The following is a 16,082-nucleotide window of genomic DNA, read 5'->3' as shown; positions in this document are numbered from 1 at the left end:
GGCTGGCGTGGCTTGATTACCCACGCCAGCCTTCAACCGCGACAGGTAATTATCTCAGAAATCGCTGGAAAGGCTATTCGGCCGGTGATGACGTGTCGAGCCCGCCGTGATTGAGTACATATCTGCACCATTTGCAAATATACTTCCATGCCCTCTTGTCGTTATAGTCTCCGCGATATTCGTTCCATGCCTGTTTTCCGATGTTCCGGCCGGAAATGTTATTGAACATGTCGGCATCGTGGTCAGCCCCCTTGCCGCCGTTCTCATGTGCCTTGGCCCAGGCTTTCGCCGACTTTTCACCCATCCAAAATGTGAGTAGTCCCTGCCAGATGCAGTGTCGGAAGGCGTTCCGCCGACCGTCGGTATCCTTCTTCCCTTTGAATTCCTTGGCTACCTTTTTGAAAACCTTCTTGCCGATGGTGATGTAATTCGCGCATTCAGCCGGATGCTTCTTGCAGCGTTTCCACTCGGCCTTGTTCATCTTTCTGTCGTTGTAAGTGACCTCGCCGGACTTCCCGCTCGTATCCTGGCAGTTGACCGGATCGCCGGAGCAGTAGTCGTAGTCGTTGGCGCTGCCGCCGAGAATCGGGTCACGTTGCAGGAACCGGCCGGTGGCAGGGTTGTAGAGACGAACACCGGTGAGCACGATCGATGCGAGGGTATCGCTGGAGCGTTGCGCGCCGCCGAGCCAGCCGTATGGTTGGGTCGCCATGCCGTCGCGGGCGGCGCCGTACTCGGTGGTCTCGAAGTAGTTCGTGGTCGTTGCGCCGGTCGTGTCGTCGGTGGAGGGAATGTGGTTCGGTACGGTCGCGACAATGTCGCCACGCAGATTGATGATCTGCAGGGCGGTGTCGCCGGTGGAGTTCTGGATGGCCGCGAGTGATCCGTCCAATCCGGCGACGTTACGTTGCCATCCGGAGGTCTTGCCTGCGTCGGTCGAGGTCGTTGTCCATGACGGCGAGTCCGAGCCGCCGGCGTAGTGGTTGAGGGTCCGTTTGGTCTCGCTGCCGCCGATGGTGTCAACGATGCTGCGGTAGCGGCCTGCCGGGTCGAGGGCGAACGTCTTGACGGCCGTCCCCTGGCTCAGGCGGGCCGCGATGTCGGTGTCGTAGTAGGCGATGCCGAGCGGCTCGGTTCCCGAGGCCAGGGAGGCTGCGGGAACGGTGAGGGTTCGGCCCAACTGGTCGTAGGTGTAGCCGGAATTGGTGACGCGGTTAGCTGTGTCAAAGGTGCTGGTGGCGGTGTTGGCAGTGGTGGTTCGCTGGCAGTTGCCGTCGCTGTCGGCGCTGTAGGTCGCCAAAGTGGTGCGGTCCGATTGCTGTGTGAACCCGTATGCCCGGGTGGTGCAAGCACCTGCGACGGTGTCGTTGACGACCGTCAGCCGGTCGTTGTTGTCGTAGGTGTATTCCTGGGCCGACCAGGGCGATTGGGAGAACACCGTAGACCCGTTCGCGTCGGCGGCGGTCGAGAAGGCGAGGGCGGCCGGGGCGCCGCCGGGCAGCGGTGGCAGTTCATAGGTCAGGCTCCTGGCCTGTCCAAGGTTGTCATAGGTGTAGGTCGCGGTCATGCCGTTCGGATAGGTCTGCTTGGCCAGATTCCCGGCAGAGTCGTAGTCACCGGTAAAGGTGGACAGGCTACCCAGCCCTGCATTGATCGCGGTAACCATGCCTCGGTGTTCGGTGGCCGAGCCGTAGGTGTACGTGGTGACTGACTTGCCGTCGCCGAAGGCCGTCACGTTGCCATCGATGTCGTAGCCGAAAGCGGCACGGACACCGTCCGCGTCGGTGTAGGACACCTGTCGGCCGATGGCGTCGTACGCGCTGGTAATCACCGCCGTTCCCTGGGTAGTGGTGAGGAGGTCGCCGGTGGCAGGGTCGTAGCCGAGGCTGGTCGCCTGCACGGCCGTGGAGGTGGCAAGGCCAGTGACGCTCATGCTGACACCCACGCTGCGGCCGACCACGTCGTAGGCCGTTGTGGTTGTTCGCACTACGGCGCCGGACGTCTCCGTGATGGTCACCGGCTGGTCGTACAGGTCGTAGGTGTAGACGCTGGACAGGACCGCGGGACCCGAAGGCGGGCTTCCGCCAGGATCGGTCCGGCAGGCCAAGCCAGCCCAGTACGGCTTTGCGCCGCAAGCGGGATAGGCAGTGTTGGCCTGTGCCGTGTAGTACGTGGTGAGGATGGTGTTAGCACTGTTCGCGGCACCGCCGGGCTTGCGTTCCTCCACCACGCGTCCGGAGCTGTCATAGCGGGTTTTCGTCGTCGGGTCGCTCGTCGAGGCGCTGGTACTCATCCAGACGGCCTCCGTGGTGGGGACCATGTGAGTCCAACCGGAGGTGTCCCCGGTTTTGTCAGCGCCATCGATCGGGTCGAATCCGGTGACCGTCGTCTTGGTCTCCGCTGCCGGCACAGTGCTGCCGTCAAGCGCAATCGGAGTGACGACCATCTTGGTAACCAGATGATAGGCGTCCGCGGTTGGCGCCCCAGCATCGTAGGTGTAACTCGTCTGGACTCGTACGGAGGCGGTCTCACCGTTTGACAGCTGAACGGGATGTGCCGGGCCGACCGCACTCATCAGGTCGACGCCGTCGCTGCTGTAGGTGGTGACAGTGGCGAGCAGGTTTGCCCGAGCCGCGGAGGAGCCTTGTGAGGCTACGTACGGATCCGTGTCGGAGGTCGGGTTCAACGCCTGGGTGCGGCTCCCGGAGTCCAATGTCCAGACCACATTGCCGATGTCGTCGTACCGAGTGGTGCTGATCTGCCAGGCTCCGGTTCCGTAGGCGGCGGTGTTGACCACGCGCCCGTTGACGTCGGTGTAGGTGACATGCGCGAACGGCCAGTCCCCTGCGGCCGGGGCGTACGCCTGCCTTGCGGAGTCCGCCGCAGGCACGTGCGAGGCGGGGAAGGTGGCGGCTCCCGAAAAGGCGAGGTCGGAGACCTGGCCCCAGGCCGCCGCGGTGGAACCAGAGACGTCCAGAGTGGCGGAGAGCCCGGAGACGGGAAGGTCGTAGGCGACCGCGTGGACGGCAACGCCGTTGGCGGGATCCTCCCGTGATGCGTCGGCCAGCCGGCCGACAGTGTCGTAGCGGAGGGCCCACGGGTTTTGCCCCGGGGGAGCGACAGTGGCGATCCGACCGGCCGTGTCATAGGTGTAGCGGGTCTTCAACGGAGTGGTAAGGCGAGGATCCCACTGCGCGCGCAGGTGGCCTGTCGCGTCATACAGGTACGTGGCGACCTGCTTGGTGACCATTGCCGAGGAGGCGGGGTCGTATCCGGTCCACGAGATTCCGGACACCAGACCGGCGTAGTTTCCCCAGCCTGATTCGTCGACGCTGGTGGCGGTTGTCGCTGTGGCGTAGGTCAGCTGCAGGGTCTTACAGCCGGGCGTGGCGAACGACGAGGTGTTGCACGTGACGCCGTCGGGCGTAGGGGCCAGAATAGTGGTCACCCGCCCGTTGCTGTCGCGGGCGAAGGTGGTCTCACCCTCATCGCCGGCCTGGTCTACCCACTTGACCAGCCAGGTGCTGCCGGTCTTGATCCAGGTGGTGATGGCACCGTCGATGTCGGTCAGCTGCCAGCCGGTGTACGTTGCCGTGTCGGTGGAGTCGACGGGGTTCTTGATGGCGGTGGACTTGACCAGCACACTGCCGTCATCGGCGTCACCGACACCGAGGTAGCTGCCCGTCGTCTGCTTGGTGTAGACCATCTCGGTGCCGTCGGAGCCTTGAAGGGTGACCGATCCGACCGCCGAGTTGTCGATGAGGCGGGCATCGCCGAGACCGGCGTCCGAGCCTGGAAGCGATGCTCGCCAGCCAGCCCCGAAGACGCCTTCCGGTCCGGCCGAGGCCTTTGCAGGCGACAATGTGGTCGCGGTACGTCCGACGGTGAGACCGGACAGGGAGACGTCGCCAGCGGCGAACTGGAAGTCACCGGTGGTCAACGACACCGTCCCTGGCCCGAGATCCTCGGTGGCAGCGTTCTGCCCGAAGGTCGTGACAGCCAGAGTGAAGATCTGCTCGGCGGAGTAGGCGACCGTACCGGAGGCGGTGGTGAACTTGGCCCGGATTCGCAGGGCGCCATCCGGTTCCCCGGCTGCCGCTGCGGTTGCCGCGACATTCCAGTTGTAGCCGGTGAAGGTGGTCAGGCTGCCGATGGTCACACCGGTGAGGGGCCAAGCCGCGATGGGGGTCGATGAGCCGTTTGGGGTTACGTCAGCGATGGGAAGGTCGGTCCACGTGGTGCTGGTGGTGCCGGCCGCCCACTGGAAGGCGACTCCGGTCCAGGCCGTCCCTGCCGAAGCTGACAGTGCCACGCCTTTGGCGGTGGTGGCACCCGCTGCGGGGCTGAGTACACCGCCGGCGCCTACTCCGAACGTGTATGTGGTGGTGGTGCTGGACAGGTGCAGTGCGGTGTCACGGCTACGGGCGTACAGCGTGTGCCAGCCCGGCGTACTCGGGGCGGTGGCCGTGACAGCCGCACCTGTGTTGCTGCTGTCGTTGGCCAAGTTCGGGGTGGCCGGGTCGTCCAAGCCCCAGTAGTAGCCGGCGCCGTCCGTGGCGGTCGTATCGATCGTGCAGGAGGTTGTGGCCGCGGCCTGCGTGGTCCACGTACCGGCGGGATACGCGCCGCAGGTGACCGTCGGTGCGGCGGGTGTATCGGTATTCAGCTGCAGCTTCGTCGTCGAGGCGGACGTCAGACTCGTCGGGCTCCACGCGGAGTAGTCGAAACTGCCGGCACCGTTGGTGACCCGGGCGCGCATTTGGTACATCACATGGGCGCCGTTACTCAGCACTCCGGAGGGGATGGTGACCTTCGCTGTCGAGCCGGGGCTGACCGCAGCTGAGGTGTAGGTGCCGATCTCTCCGGTGCCCTCACCGGTGAAGTTCACGTCACGAGACAGTTTTACCTGCAGCGACACCTTACCGCCGTCAGCGTTAGTGACTTTTGCGGAGAAGGCTGGCGTCAGCGACGTGGAGAAGATTTTCGCTGCCTTTGTGTACGTATCGGTTGCCGTGCCCGACACCTTGGGGGTGAATGTCGCTCCGCTGGGCGTGCCCGGGTAGGTGTTATAGACCACCGACAGGGTCGGGTAGCGGGCGCTAGTGGTGCAGGATGTCGCGGCGGTGACGTCCACGTTCATCGCACAGAAGTACTTGGCGTAGGTCGTGTCCGTCTCGCTGCCCGCCTTCAGCAGCATGCCGTAGTCGCTGATGGTGCCGGACACCCATGCTTGCACCATGGGGGTGACCGTCAGCGCTCCCGAGCCATTGGCACAACCCAGATCCTCGTTGCCGTTGGCGAATGAAGCCGAGGCTGCGTAGGAGGTGGTGTACGTCGGCTGGTTGGCCCAGGTGGCGCTCGTCATCGTGTACGAGGCCGTGATCGGGTACGCATACATCGACCGTGCCGCGCACGTGCCCGAGTAGTTGTTCCACAGCTTCAGCGCCGCCGAGGTGACGTGGGCGCCCTTGGGGACGCTGTCCAGAGTATTGAACCGCACCAGTGACCGGCGGATGTTGCCGGAGGACGACACGCCGATCCGCAGTTCACTGTCGGAGACGTGCGAGTCGGCGTCGGCCTCGGTGACGTAGGTGTCGCCGTAGCGCGAGACCGAGGACACCGCCGGGTCGATCCACACCGGGTATACGGTGGCTGGATCGGACAGGAAGTCCATCCCGGCGCTCAGGTCCACGTACTGGGTGCCGTCGTCGTCGGCGGCGAGCGTCACCGGCACACTCTGCACCTGAATACGTTCCTCGTTGACCATCAGCGAGGAGTACATCTTCGGCGTAGGCATGGTGAACAGCGCTGTCGAGGTCTGTTCCCCGGCGCTGTCGGTCTTGACGAAGTCGTAGCCGCCGGTGCCGTTGGCAACCAGCGTCAGACCAGTGGCGTCGAAGCCTAGGCGCAGCTTTGGCGCGCTTGCCGGTGCGGACAATAGCTTGAGCGACTGCTCGAAGCCGTCCGAGGTTGCCGTCAGCACCAACTGTTCGTTATCGGTCAGTTGGTAGATCGCGTTCGGGCCGTCGATTGTTGGCGCCGGCAGCGAGTGGGCCCACGTCATGTCCACACCGCGTGAGCCGTCATCCATGCTCACCACTGGGCCGGTGCCGCCGGGCGAGAACACCACATCGGCCGGAGAGGCTTTCGGCGCGTATCCGCCGTCGACTCGTTTCAGGTCATAGTTGACATTGGCCCACGAGCCGTCGGTCTGCCTGATCCGTACCGCAACCGTCGACATCTCGGTCAGCGTCGTTCCGTCGGGTCGGGCGTACGTCAGCGATGTCTCTGTCGTCGCGCTTGTGATCAGGATGTCGTGGTTCGTCACTACTGCGGCCAAGCGGGCCGACACCTCGTCGGAGCGTTCGTACGTCTCCGTCGTCGTGGTTGCCAGGCTTGTCGGATCGGGTTCCGCAGCAGCGACCGGTTGTGGCGCCACTACCGCTACCACAGCGACCATAGACAACGCGGCACATGATGCGGCCAACCGGGCTATGCGTCCGGGAGTCCGATACGGCGGCACGGTGAATTCCGGGTCCGGCGACAATCCGGACCCGGTCGAACGTTTATACAAAGTTGCCTCGCGTAAGAGAGAGCGAAGAATTCGTTCGGCATCGCCGAATGTCTTTCAGGTGAAGTGATCGTGACGCCTTGGTCAGCAAAATATCAAGATCATTTAGTCATCGACTTGTCCACCTTGACCGCCCCGGCAGGACTTCGAGCAGCCCAGGGCACCTAAGCGCGCGATGTGCGTTACGTCACCGTCTGGCTCCGCTCTGCGTTGGGTTTGTAAGGCGGATGTCTGAGCTGCATGAGGAGAGTTCCTTGAGCCTTTTTCATCCTGCGTAGCGGTTGGCGCTTCGACGTGGTGCAGAACGAGGATGCCTGCACGATCACGGTCGCTCGGCGGGGGCAACATCGCAGCTTGGTCAGTAGCTTCCAGGTCTTCAAGGTGGCGATGGCTCGTTCGCCGCGGGCGCGGATCCGGGCGTGCTGGCGGTTGTAGCGTTTTTGCCAGCGCTGGAGTTTTGGCCGGGATCGGTGGCGTTTGGACGGAACCCGGATGGTGCCGCCGGCGCCTTGGTAACCCTTGTCCGCGCAGGTCATGACGTCTGCGCTGGTCAGCGCGTCGATGATGCCGAGTTGGCGGGCTGCGCTCAGATCGTGAGTCCGGCCCGGCAACGCAGCCGAGGCCCAGATCAGCCGACCGGCCGCGTCGGCTTATGACCTGCATATTCACGCCGTGCCGCTTGTGCTTTCCGGAGTAGTAGGGCCGCTGGTCGGCGACCCGGTCGATCGCGATCAGTGCCGTCGAGGATGGCGAAGGCCAGCGCGCGGATGCGGTTCATGGCGGTGATCAGGTTATCCGCGGCGGTGGCGAGCAGGTCGACGGCTTCGCGGACGTAGCGCCAGGCGGTGGCCACGCCGATGCCGAAGCCGGCGGCGAGACGGGTGTAGGTGTCGCCGTTGCGCAGGTGGGCAAGGGCTAGTAACGCCTGGTCGCCGGCGTTCAATCGCCGCCAGCGGGAGCGGCGCTGTCGGCGGTGGATGCGGATGCGTTCGGCCAAGTCGTTGAGGGTCCGACTGGACAGCGGGATCTTGGCGGGGTAAGACAGCGCAGCGAGACTCCCGGTTGGGGCATCTGATCTTGGTCGATTGCTGTCTTACCGGGAGCCTCGTTCTATGTCGACACCGGCCGCCCAAACCTGCCGTGGCCAGCACCGTCAGGTTGGAAAAGGCTCACTGAATGACGCGAGGAATCTACCGGCTTCAGGGTGAGAAGCCTTACTCACATGACTGCCCTCTCGCAGGAGGCACACCCTGGCATTCAAGCTCGTTCTGCAACGTCAGTGACGTTGCTTTGTGCCATCGTCTCGTGAAGTTTGCTTTGGAATAGCTCGAGTTACCATTGGTCAATGGTGCCTGTCGAGCGCCCAATCCAGACAGCCTGCCTGTGGTGTGGGGAGGTTGTGCGTCAAAGGCCGACAGGGAGGTTACGACGCTACTGCAGCTGCTCGTGCCGACAGCGAGCGTACGAGGCGCGTAGCGCCAGCCGTCGGTTAGGTGAGGACATCGAAGCCGGGGCGATACGCGTTCAACCTGCTGAGAGAGTCGTCGAACGGATAGTACGAGACCGGCACCCGCGTACGGTAGCTGGTTGGGAGGCGGCACTCGCTGAGCTGGGAATGCAACTCGCAGACGGGCGGCTGCCCGATTGGCACGCCGACCGTATCCAGACAGCGCTTCTCGGCGTCGTCGAACAGGCGCGGCAGTCTCAGTCGCGACTGTTGCAAGCTTCAGCTGTGCCCGTGGATGGGAGCGAAAGGACTGCTGCTCTGTCGCTTCTCCGCGTTGCAGGCGATGAATTGGTTACTCTGGAACGGCTTGCCGACACGTTTGGTCTCGGCGTCGACGACCTACGACAGCTGATGCTGCGGTTGGAAAATGCTGGCTTGCTCCTTGCCCGGCGAGCAGGCTCGGCGGTGTCCGTCGATGAACTCCGCATTCACTCTCGATTTGTGCTGACTGGCTGATTGCCGGCCTCATGGTCAGGCAATGCTGTCGATACGCCTGGCACTGCGAATATGAGGATCGTGCTTCGTTCGATGTTGTTCGGCGCGGACGGCCGACGGCCGACGGGCGGAGGGAGGGCTGCAACGGCTGCACCGCTACTCCGTGATGTCCTTGGTGGCGGAGTGCGCGAGACCTGCAGCGGCCAGCAGGAAGTTGATGACGTCTTGGGCCGTGTAGGTGCCGGTAGCCCCGAGGTGCGGCAGGAACGACAGGTCCTGGCCGAGGGTGATCAGTGGTTCCTCGCGGTAGGTGCCGCGCAGCTGTCCGAGGCCGATCGTCGCCATCAGGCCGTTGCACAGGCAGCGGCTGTCCACCGTGTCTTCGAGGGTGCCGCCCTTGCGGACGTACTCGTCGGCCGGTTCAGCGGGGCAGCGGAACCCGACCCGCCCGTCCGCCTGGGTGTACGGGGTGCGCAGGTAGCCGAGGTCGCACTGGCGTGGCCGGCCCGCATGAAGCGCTTCCTCGGCGGTGGTGCCGGGCAGGTTGACCACTTTGAACGGGAAGCCGGTCGGTGACACGCCGGGCTGGTTGCGGACGACGAGGGTGCCCTGAGCGGCATCGTCCAGTAACCGCTGCCGCCATGCAGGGTCCAGTCCGGACTCCTCGCACAGCGCGAACGCCGTCCCGACCTGCACCCCGGCGGCACCCGCGGCCCGGGAGGCAGCGACGTGGGCGGGGGAGCACTGGCCGCCGGCCACCCAGAACGGCAGGCCCAGGGCGGCCATCTTGGGCAGGTCGATGCGATCCCGCGGACCGTACACCGGGTCGCCGTCGGCGTTTAAAACCATGGTGCCGCGGGGACGGGCGCTGTGCCCGCCGGCGATCGGCGACTCCACGACGAAGCCGTCCGGCCGGGTCGCCGAGTCGCGGGCCAGGTAGAGGGCGAGCGTCGCCGACGACACGATGGCCAGGAAGCGGGGCCGCGGCACCGGCGGCAGAGCGACACCGAGCAGGTCCGCCGGGTCGAACCGCACCGCATGGGGTTCGGTGGCGCCGTGGACGGTGACCGGGAGGGCGACCGGGCGGTGTTCGGCCAGGTCGTCGAGGAGTCGGGGGATGTCGGTGGGTAGGCCGGCGCCCATCAGGACGTAGTCGGCGCCTGCCAGCATCGCGCCGTACACGGCGGGCGGGGTGGCCAACTGGATCTTCTCCAGGTAGTTGACGCCGACCGGGCCGTCGTGTCCTTCTTTGGCGAGGACGACTTCGGCGAAGTTGCCGAGGACGGTGAGTTCCAGGCCGGGGCGGCGGGGGCGCAGCCCCATCAACGCGATCGGCCGGTACGGTTTGCCGGCCGGGATGCCGCCGGGCACGTAGAAGCGGTCGAGGACCCGCTGTGCCATCGCCGGGTCCGGGAAGTGGGCGAGGGCGTGCCGCATCCGTCCGTCCGGGTCGCCGTCCTGGAGGCGGCGGGCCAGGACCGCGTCGAGGGCTACGCCGGAGACGACGCCGAGCTGGCCGGTCCGGGCGACCGCCTGGGCGAGACGCCATCCGGAGACGCCGACGCCCATGCCGCCCTGGATGATGACGGGGTTGGCCATGTTTCGTCTCCCGGGAAGGTGATCAGTGGGTCCTTCGGGCAAGCCTGGGTCACCCAGGGCCGGGCCGGACAGTGCCGAAGGACCCGGTCAGACCGAGGCTCTCGTCCAGGGCGTGCCGATCGGTCCACCGAGGATGTAGGTGGGTGGCGCGGGGCGGACCGCCGCCAGGATGAGGAGGATCCACATCAGGCGGGCGTCGAAGTAGTCGCCGGAGAACAGGCTGGTCGCGCCGACGAAGATGCCGCAGTAGGCGGCGGCCTGCGCCTCGACGCTGCGGGAAGCGGCCGGTGTGTGCCGGTACGCGCGCCACAACGAGTACCAGGCCAGGCCGAGCAGGACCAGCCCGGCGAATCCGCCTTCGGCGGCGACCGACAGCGGCAGGTTGTGTACGTACCGTTCGCCTTCGCCGAGGTCGGAGATGGCGTGGAAGCCGTTGAGGCCGGTGCCGAGCAGGGGGCGTTGCCAGAACAGTCTGATCGCGTACTCGAACAGGACGTCGCGGTCGGAGGTGTAGCCCTGGCCGAGGGTGGAGTCGATGAACCGGGTCTGGACGAAGTCGGCGATCGTCGGCCCGGCCGTCACGGCGACGATCGTGCCGAGGATGGCGAGCACGCCGAGCGGGCGGGCCAGGACCGTGAACGACGGCCGGATCGCCACGGCCGCGATGGCCGCGGTGATGGCCAGCGAGACGATGCCGCCGCGGGATCCGGAGGCGAGCGCGCCGAACAGGAACGCCGGGATCGGGATCAGCCAGTGGATGCGGCGGCCGCTGCGGACGTGCAGGTACAGCGCGGTGATCACGCCGAGGATCATGACGCGGACGAAGACGTTGGGGCCGCCGCCGAGGGCCGCCCACCGGCCGTTGGAGGCGTGGCCGCGGCCGGATGCGGCGGCCAGGAAGTACACCCATGCGGCGGCCTGGAAGCAGCACAGGGTCACCCGGGTGACGTGGTCGCGGGCCCATTTCGCCAGGTTGTAGTAGGCGAAGACCAGGAAACCGACGGCGCACAGGTCGCCGATCATCGGGCCGGTGACGGCGTTCGCCGGGGCCCACGACGCGGACAGGATCTGGTAGCCGAGCAGGGCCAGGACGAACAGCAGGCAGTACCCGCCGGCCGCGGCATGTGACCCGATCCGGTGTGCTTCGAGCAGCAGCGCCAGGATGACGACCAGGTAGAGCAGCACCCGCACGTCGTTGAGGACCGGCACGTTCAGGCCGAGGCGGGTCAGCGTGAAGCGTCCGGCCAGCGCGGTGAGGAACAGCAGGATCACCACGAGGCCGGGGCGGGCCGGGGCGTCAGTCATCGGCGGGCCGCAGCGCGCGGACGACCAGACGTTCGGCACGCCACCCGAGGACCGTCGCCGCGCCGCACATGGCGGCGACCGCCGCGTACGGCGCGGGCAGCACCGCCATCGCGGCATACGTCAGCACGACCTGCAGCACCAGGCAGACGCACAGCAGCCGGCTGATCACCGGCGTGTCGGTGAGCGCATCCAGGGTGGGCCGGGCCGCGTAGAACATCGCCAAGGGGATCGCGGCGAGCACCCCGACCCGCAGCACCCCGATCGCCGCGGTGAACTCCGGCCCGAGGAAGCCGTGGACCAGGGCGGGCGCGAACAGGCCGAACACCGCGGCGGCGCCGGTGGCCAGGGCGGCGGCGACCACCGGCAGCAGGGTGAGCATCCGGTGGGTACTCGCGTCGTCGCCGGGGGAGTGGAACAGGCCGCTGAGCCGCGGCAGCAGCACCGGGGTCAGGGTGCCGAACAGTGAGCAGATCAACGTCACCGCCGAGGTGGCGAACCCGACATAACCGGCCTCCGGGGCGCCTGGACGGGCCGTCGCCACCGCGAACGTCGGTAGCGTGAAGAGCGCAGGCAGGGCCAGGTCACCCGGGAGCCTTCTCACCCCGTACCCCATCAGAAGCCGCAGGGTGGGCTCGGGGCCGGGGATGCGCGGCGCCGGGGACCGGCGACGGACCGTGAGAATCCCGATGACCGCAACCGATCCCATCCCCAGCCCCTGCAGGATGAGAAAATCATCGATGCGCGCCGCGAACGGGAAGGCGAGCAGCGGGACCGCGCCCAGGCCGATGCCGGCGACGATGTTGGAGCGGGTCACCTGGTGGGTGCCGCGCAGCGCGGCCGTCGTGAGGGTGCAGAGGCAGTTGCCGGCCAGCAGGATCAGGATGGCGACGACCTCCGGGCGGCCGCCGTCGAGGCCGAGGAGATCGGCGAGTGAGGCGGCCACCGCTGTTCCGGCAAGACCGATGGCCAGTGCCGTCCCGGCCTGGGTGAGGAAGGCCTGCCGGGCGAGGGTCTCGGTCCTTTGATGGGTACGCGGTAAGTACCGGTGCAGTCCCTGTCCGAGACCGAGCATCACCACCGGCTGGCAGCTGCTGACCACACCGCGGGCGATCTGGTAGTAGGCGAAGCCGTCGACGCCGCCCCGGCCGGCGACCAGGTGGAACAGGAACAGTCCGCCGGCCAGCGTGCCCCACTGCACGGCGAGGGTGGCGGCGTAGTCGCGACGGACGCTCGCCGGGATGCGGCGCAGCAGCCCTCGGAGGCGTTCACTGCCGGACATTCGCCAGGTCGAGCGGGACCACCCGCTGCAGCAGTTCCTTGGTGCGCCGGTATCCGAGCAGGGTGAGCGCGGTCAGCCCGATGATCTCCAGGTCGGTGCGCAGGCCGCGTTTCTCCACGTACGCGAGTCCCAGGGCGATCTTGCCGGGCCGGATCAGTTCGTCGTAGGCGCGGTCGACGTCGTCGTGCCCGGCGAGGATCGCGCCCTCGTCGTGGAAGACGATCGACGCCCAGTCGGTGACGCCGGGCCGCACGTCGAGCAGCCGCATCTCGTCGGAGGTGTAGCGCCGCACGTCGCAGGAGACCTGCGGGCGCGGGCCGACCAGGCTCATGTCGCCGATCAGCACGTTGACCATCTGCGGCAGTTCGTCGATCTTGAAGCGGCGCAGCAGTTTGCCGGTGCGGGTCAGCCGCGGATCGTCGTCGGCGGTGGACGGGCCGCCGAGCCGGGACGCGTCCATCACCATGCTGCGGAACTTGAGCATCGCGAACGGTCTGCCGTAGCGGCCGACCCGGGCGCCCCGGTAGAGCACCGGCCCGCCGTCCTCGCGTTTGATCGCCCAGGCGGCGGCGGCCGCGGCGGGCGCCCCGGCGACCAGGACGACCGCGGCGACCGCGATGTCCAGGGCACGTTTGATCTTCTCGTCCCGTGCGGTCATGACTCCCCCTCGGTGCGGAGTGTGGCCACGCCGGCGCGGCGTGGTGGCGGGATCGGGCACACGTAGATGCGGGACTGCGCGCCGCGGTGCACGGCGGTCCGGCCGCGCGGTTCGGCGCCGGACTTCTCGTAGAAGCCGTGGGCGCGGCGCTGGCGTTCGCCGGTGACGACCTTGACGGCGGGTTCGCCGTGGTCGCCGAACCAGCGGATCAGGTGGTCGAAGAGGCGGTCGGCGACGCCGCGGCCGCGTAGCGACGGGACCACCACGAAGTTCATGATCTCGGCGCGGGGCAGGGCCGGGTCGGCGGCGCCCGGGTAGGTGAGTGTCTCGAGCATCCGGTACAGGCGTCTCGGGTGCAGCAGCCGGGGCGCCAACTGCGGGACCGCGATCGGCCAGCGGCGGACGGCGAACTCGCGCAGCAGCGCCGAGGTGTCCAGGGCGCCGCAGATGTAACCGAGGGGCTCGCCGGCGGGCAGCGACTCGGCCACGAACAGCACGCCGAGCTCGCTGGAGCCGACGTGCCGGTAGAGCGTACGCAGCACGGGTTCGCCGAGCGAGGAGAGGAAACCCTCCGGCACCTCGGCGGCGTGCAGGCGGGCGACCGCGGCGATCTCCGCCGCGCTGAACGGCCGGCCGACCACCCGGAACTGATCAGACGGCGACACGGGTCTTCTCCAGGTGGGCGAGCAGGTGCACCGTGCGGCTGATCTCGGCGGGGCTGGTGGCGGCGCGGACCGGCAGGGTGACCACGTGCGCGGCGGCCCACTCGGCGTGCGGGCAGGAACCCGCGCGGTATCCGGTGGCGGCCAGGGCGGGGCCGTCCAGCGGGTGGACCGCGGTGGCGAACCAGTCGCCCAGTTCGACACCGGCGGCGGCGCCCTCGCGCAGCACCCGGTCCTTGTCGGCGACCACCACCGGGATGCGCAGCGGCAGGCTTGCGGTGGCGTGCCGCAGCCCGGCCCGGGTCAGCGCCAGGTGGTAGGCGGCGGCCACCCGTCGCCGGCGGTCCAGGGACGCGCGCCCGCCGACGACGCGGGACGGCAGGCGCCGGCGGACCGCCCGGCTCATCCGCCAGCCGTACTCCGGGCTCAGGAACGGGTCGGGCACGTACGAGCCGACCACCACGCCCCGCCCGGCGAGCCTGCGGTGCAGGCCGCGCAGCCGCCACAGCGTGCCGGTGCGGGCGGCCATCCGGTAGGCGAGGTACTCCGCGCCGGTCATCAGTTCCCGTTTCCACGGCGGGGCGGTGGTCCAGTCGTACTGGGTGCCCATCCGTGCGGCGAGCACCTGGTCGTGCACCACCGCGGTCCCGCCGACCCCGGCGACCACGGGCTTGCCCCACTCGTACGAGTAGAACGCCGCCACACTGCCGGTGGTGTCCAGCGTGCCCGGCACCACGTGCGCGCAGTCCTCGACGACCGGCACGCCCGCGCCGATCAGGTGGACCGGCGCCGGGATGCCGAAGGTGTGCTGCACGACGACGGCCTTGGTGCGTTTGGTGACCGCGGACCGGATCAGTTGCGGGTCGGGCCCGAACGTGTACGGGTCGATGTCGGTGAAGACCGGCTTGGCGCCCAGCCGCAGCAGCGGTTCCACCACGGCCGCGCAGGTGTACGCCTGCACGACCACCTCGTCGCCGGGTGTCACGCCGAGACCGTGCAGGATGGCGTGCAGCGCGACCCGCCCGCGGTAGTAGTGCAGCAGGTCGCTCATCGGTTGCCCGGCCGTGGGTCGAGGATGGCGCGCAGCGAGCCCAGGCCGTACACGACATGGGTGGTCAGAAAGATCACCGGGAGGGCCAGGACCAGGCCGGGGTCCTCGCGTTGCCGGGCGAGGCGGGCGGCGAACACGACCGCGGCTCCGGTGTACGTGACCGCCAGCGCCCCGGTCATCCGGCGGGCGACCCGGCTGCCGGGGGACAGGGCCGCGCCGGCCAGCAGGGCCGTCACGAAACCGACCGGCACCACGTTGCGCCACGATCCGATCCAGCGGCCCACCGACCGGCTGGCCCTGAACGGCCAGTAGCCCGCCTCGAACGTCCAGGACACGAACTCGCGCAGGTCGCTGCGGGCGTAGTAGGTGCAGGTGATGTCGGGCAGCAGCAGGATCTTGCCGCCGGAGCGGCGCAGCCGCTGGTTGAACTCGCGGTCCTGGGCCCGGGTGAGTTTCTCGTCGAACATCCCGATCCGCGCGAAGACCGCCTTGCGGTAGCAGCCGCCGAACACGGTGTCGACCCACTGGGGTTCCGGTACGCCGATCCGGTACTTGGTGTTGCCGGCCCCGAACGCGCTGGCCATGCTGACCGCGATGGCCCGCCCGACCAGGGTGTCGTCGCGGGGCCGGGACAGCCGGACCCCGCCGACGTTGTCCGCCTCCGGGTTCTCCATCAGCCCCTCGACACAGCGGCGCAGGTAGTCCGACGGGTATTCGGCGTGCACGTCGAGCCGGATGATCACATCACCGCGGGCCTGCTCGATGCCCCGGTTGAGGCCCACCGGCTTGCTGTGCCCGGGGTTGTCGACCAGCCGCAGCCGCACGTCACGCACCGCGTGATGGCGGGCGATGTCGCGGGTGCCGTCGTCGCTCATCCCGTCGACGAGCAGCACCTCCATCCGCTCCGCCGGGTAGTCGTTGCCGAGCACCGAGGTGAGGAAGGTGTCGACGAACCGGGCCTCGTTCCAGCACGGGATGACCACGCTGAGGAACGGCATCTGCATCGTCGTCACGG

9 protein-coding genes and 1 pseudogene are annotated in these 16,082 nt (G+C 67.8%); 1 reads left to right on the top strand and 9 read right to left on the bottom strand.

What is annotated here, in order from left to right; all coding sequences use genetic code 11:
• Positions 1 to 73 precede the first annotated feature (73 nt).
• Both QSK32_RS44325 and QSK32_RS44320 read right to left on the bottom strand, forming a co-directional pair.
• Positions 74 to 6,460: a DNRLRE domain-containing protein gene (locus QSK32_RS44325; RefSeq protein ID WP_285475427.1), complete on the bottom strand. Its 6,387-nt coding sequence runs from the start codon at positions 6,458 to 6,460 to the stop codon at positions 74 to 76.
• 376 nt (positions 6,461 to 6,836) lie between these two features.
• Positions 6,837 to 7,616: pseudogene (locus tag QSK32_RS44320) on the bottom strand (IS5 family transposase).
• Between the two features lie 570 nt (positions 7,617 to 8,186).
• Between QSK32_RS44320 and QSK32_RS44315 the strand changes: the two are divergent.
• A complete protein-coding gene (locus tag QSK32_RS44315; protein ID WP_285475426.1) occupies positions 8,187 to 8,534 on the top strand; it encodes a hypothetical protein in 348 nt (115 codons plus the stop codon).
• Between the two features lie 135 nt (positions 8,535 to 8,669).
• Here QSK32_RS44315 and QSK32_RS44310 read toward each other — a convergent pair whose 3' ends face one another.
• From QSK32_RS44310 to QSK32_RS44280, 7 genes are all read right to left on the bottom strand, one after another.
• Positions 8,670 to 10,112, bottom strand: a complete 1,443-nt coding sequence (locus tag QSK32_RS44310) for a nitronate monooxygenase (protein ID WP_285475425.1) — start codon at positions 10,110 to 10,112, stop codon at positions 8,670 to 8,672.
• 87 nt (positions 10,113 to 10,199) lie between these two features.
• A complete protein-coding gene (locus QSK32_RS44305) occupies positions 10,200 to 11,417 on the bottom strand; it encodes an O-antigen ligase family protein (protein ID WP_285475424.1) in 1,218 nt (405 codons plus the stop codon).
• Entirely contained in the window at positions 11,410 to 12,696 is a 1,287-nt protein-coding gene (locus tag QSK32_RS44300) for a lipopolysaccharide biosynthesis protein (protein WP_285475423.1), read from the bottom strand. Before QSK32_RS44300 ends, QSK32_RS44305 begins: the two co-directional genes overlap by 8 nt.
• A complete protein-coding gene (locus QSK32_RS44295) occupies positions 12,683 to 13,354 on the bottom strand; it encodes a sugar transferase (RefSeq protein ID WP_045747712.1) in 672 nt (223 codons plus the stop codon). The genes QSK32_RS44300 and QSK32_RS44295 overlap by 14 nt, the downstream gene beginning before the upstream one ends.
• Positions 13,351 to 14,019, bottom strand: a complete 669-nt coding sequence (locus QSK32_RS44290) for a GNAT family N-acetyltransferase (protein WP_045747713.1) — start codon at positions 14,017 to 14,019, stop codon at positions 13,351 to 13,353. Before QSK32_RS44290 ends, QSK32_RS44295 begins: the two co-directional genes overlap by 4 nt.
• Positions 14,006 to 15,067, bottom strand: a complete 1,062-nt coding sequence (locus QSK32_RS44285; protein WP_285475422.1) for a DegT/DnrJ/EryC1/StrS family aminotransferase — start codon at positions 15,065 to 15,067, stop codon at positions 14,006 to 14,008. The genes QSK32_RS44290 and QSK32_RS44285 overlap by 14 nt, the downstream gene beginning before the upstream one ends.
• Positions 15,064 to 16,071, bottom strand: a complete 1,008-nt coding sequence (locus QSK32_RS44280; protein ID WP_045747724.1) for a glycosyltransferase family 2 protein — start codon at positions 16,069 to 16,071, stop codon at positions 15,064 to 15,066. Before QSK32_RS44280 ends, QSK32_RS44285 begins: the two co-directional genes overlap by 4 nt.
• Positions 16,072 to 16,082: the final 11 nt, after the last annotated feature.

This window comes from Actinoplanes sp. NBRC 101535, from assembly GCF_030269225.1.
Taxonomy (GTDB): Bacteria; Actinomycetota; Actinomycetes; order Mycobacteriales; family Micromonosporaceae; genus Actinoplanes; species Actinoplanes rectilineatus.
Note: the sequence above shows the minus strand (reverse complement) of the source record. Positions and strands in the feature narration are given on the sequence as shown.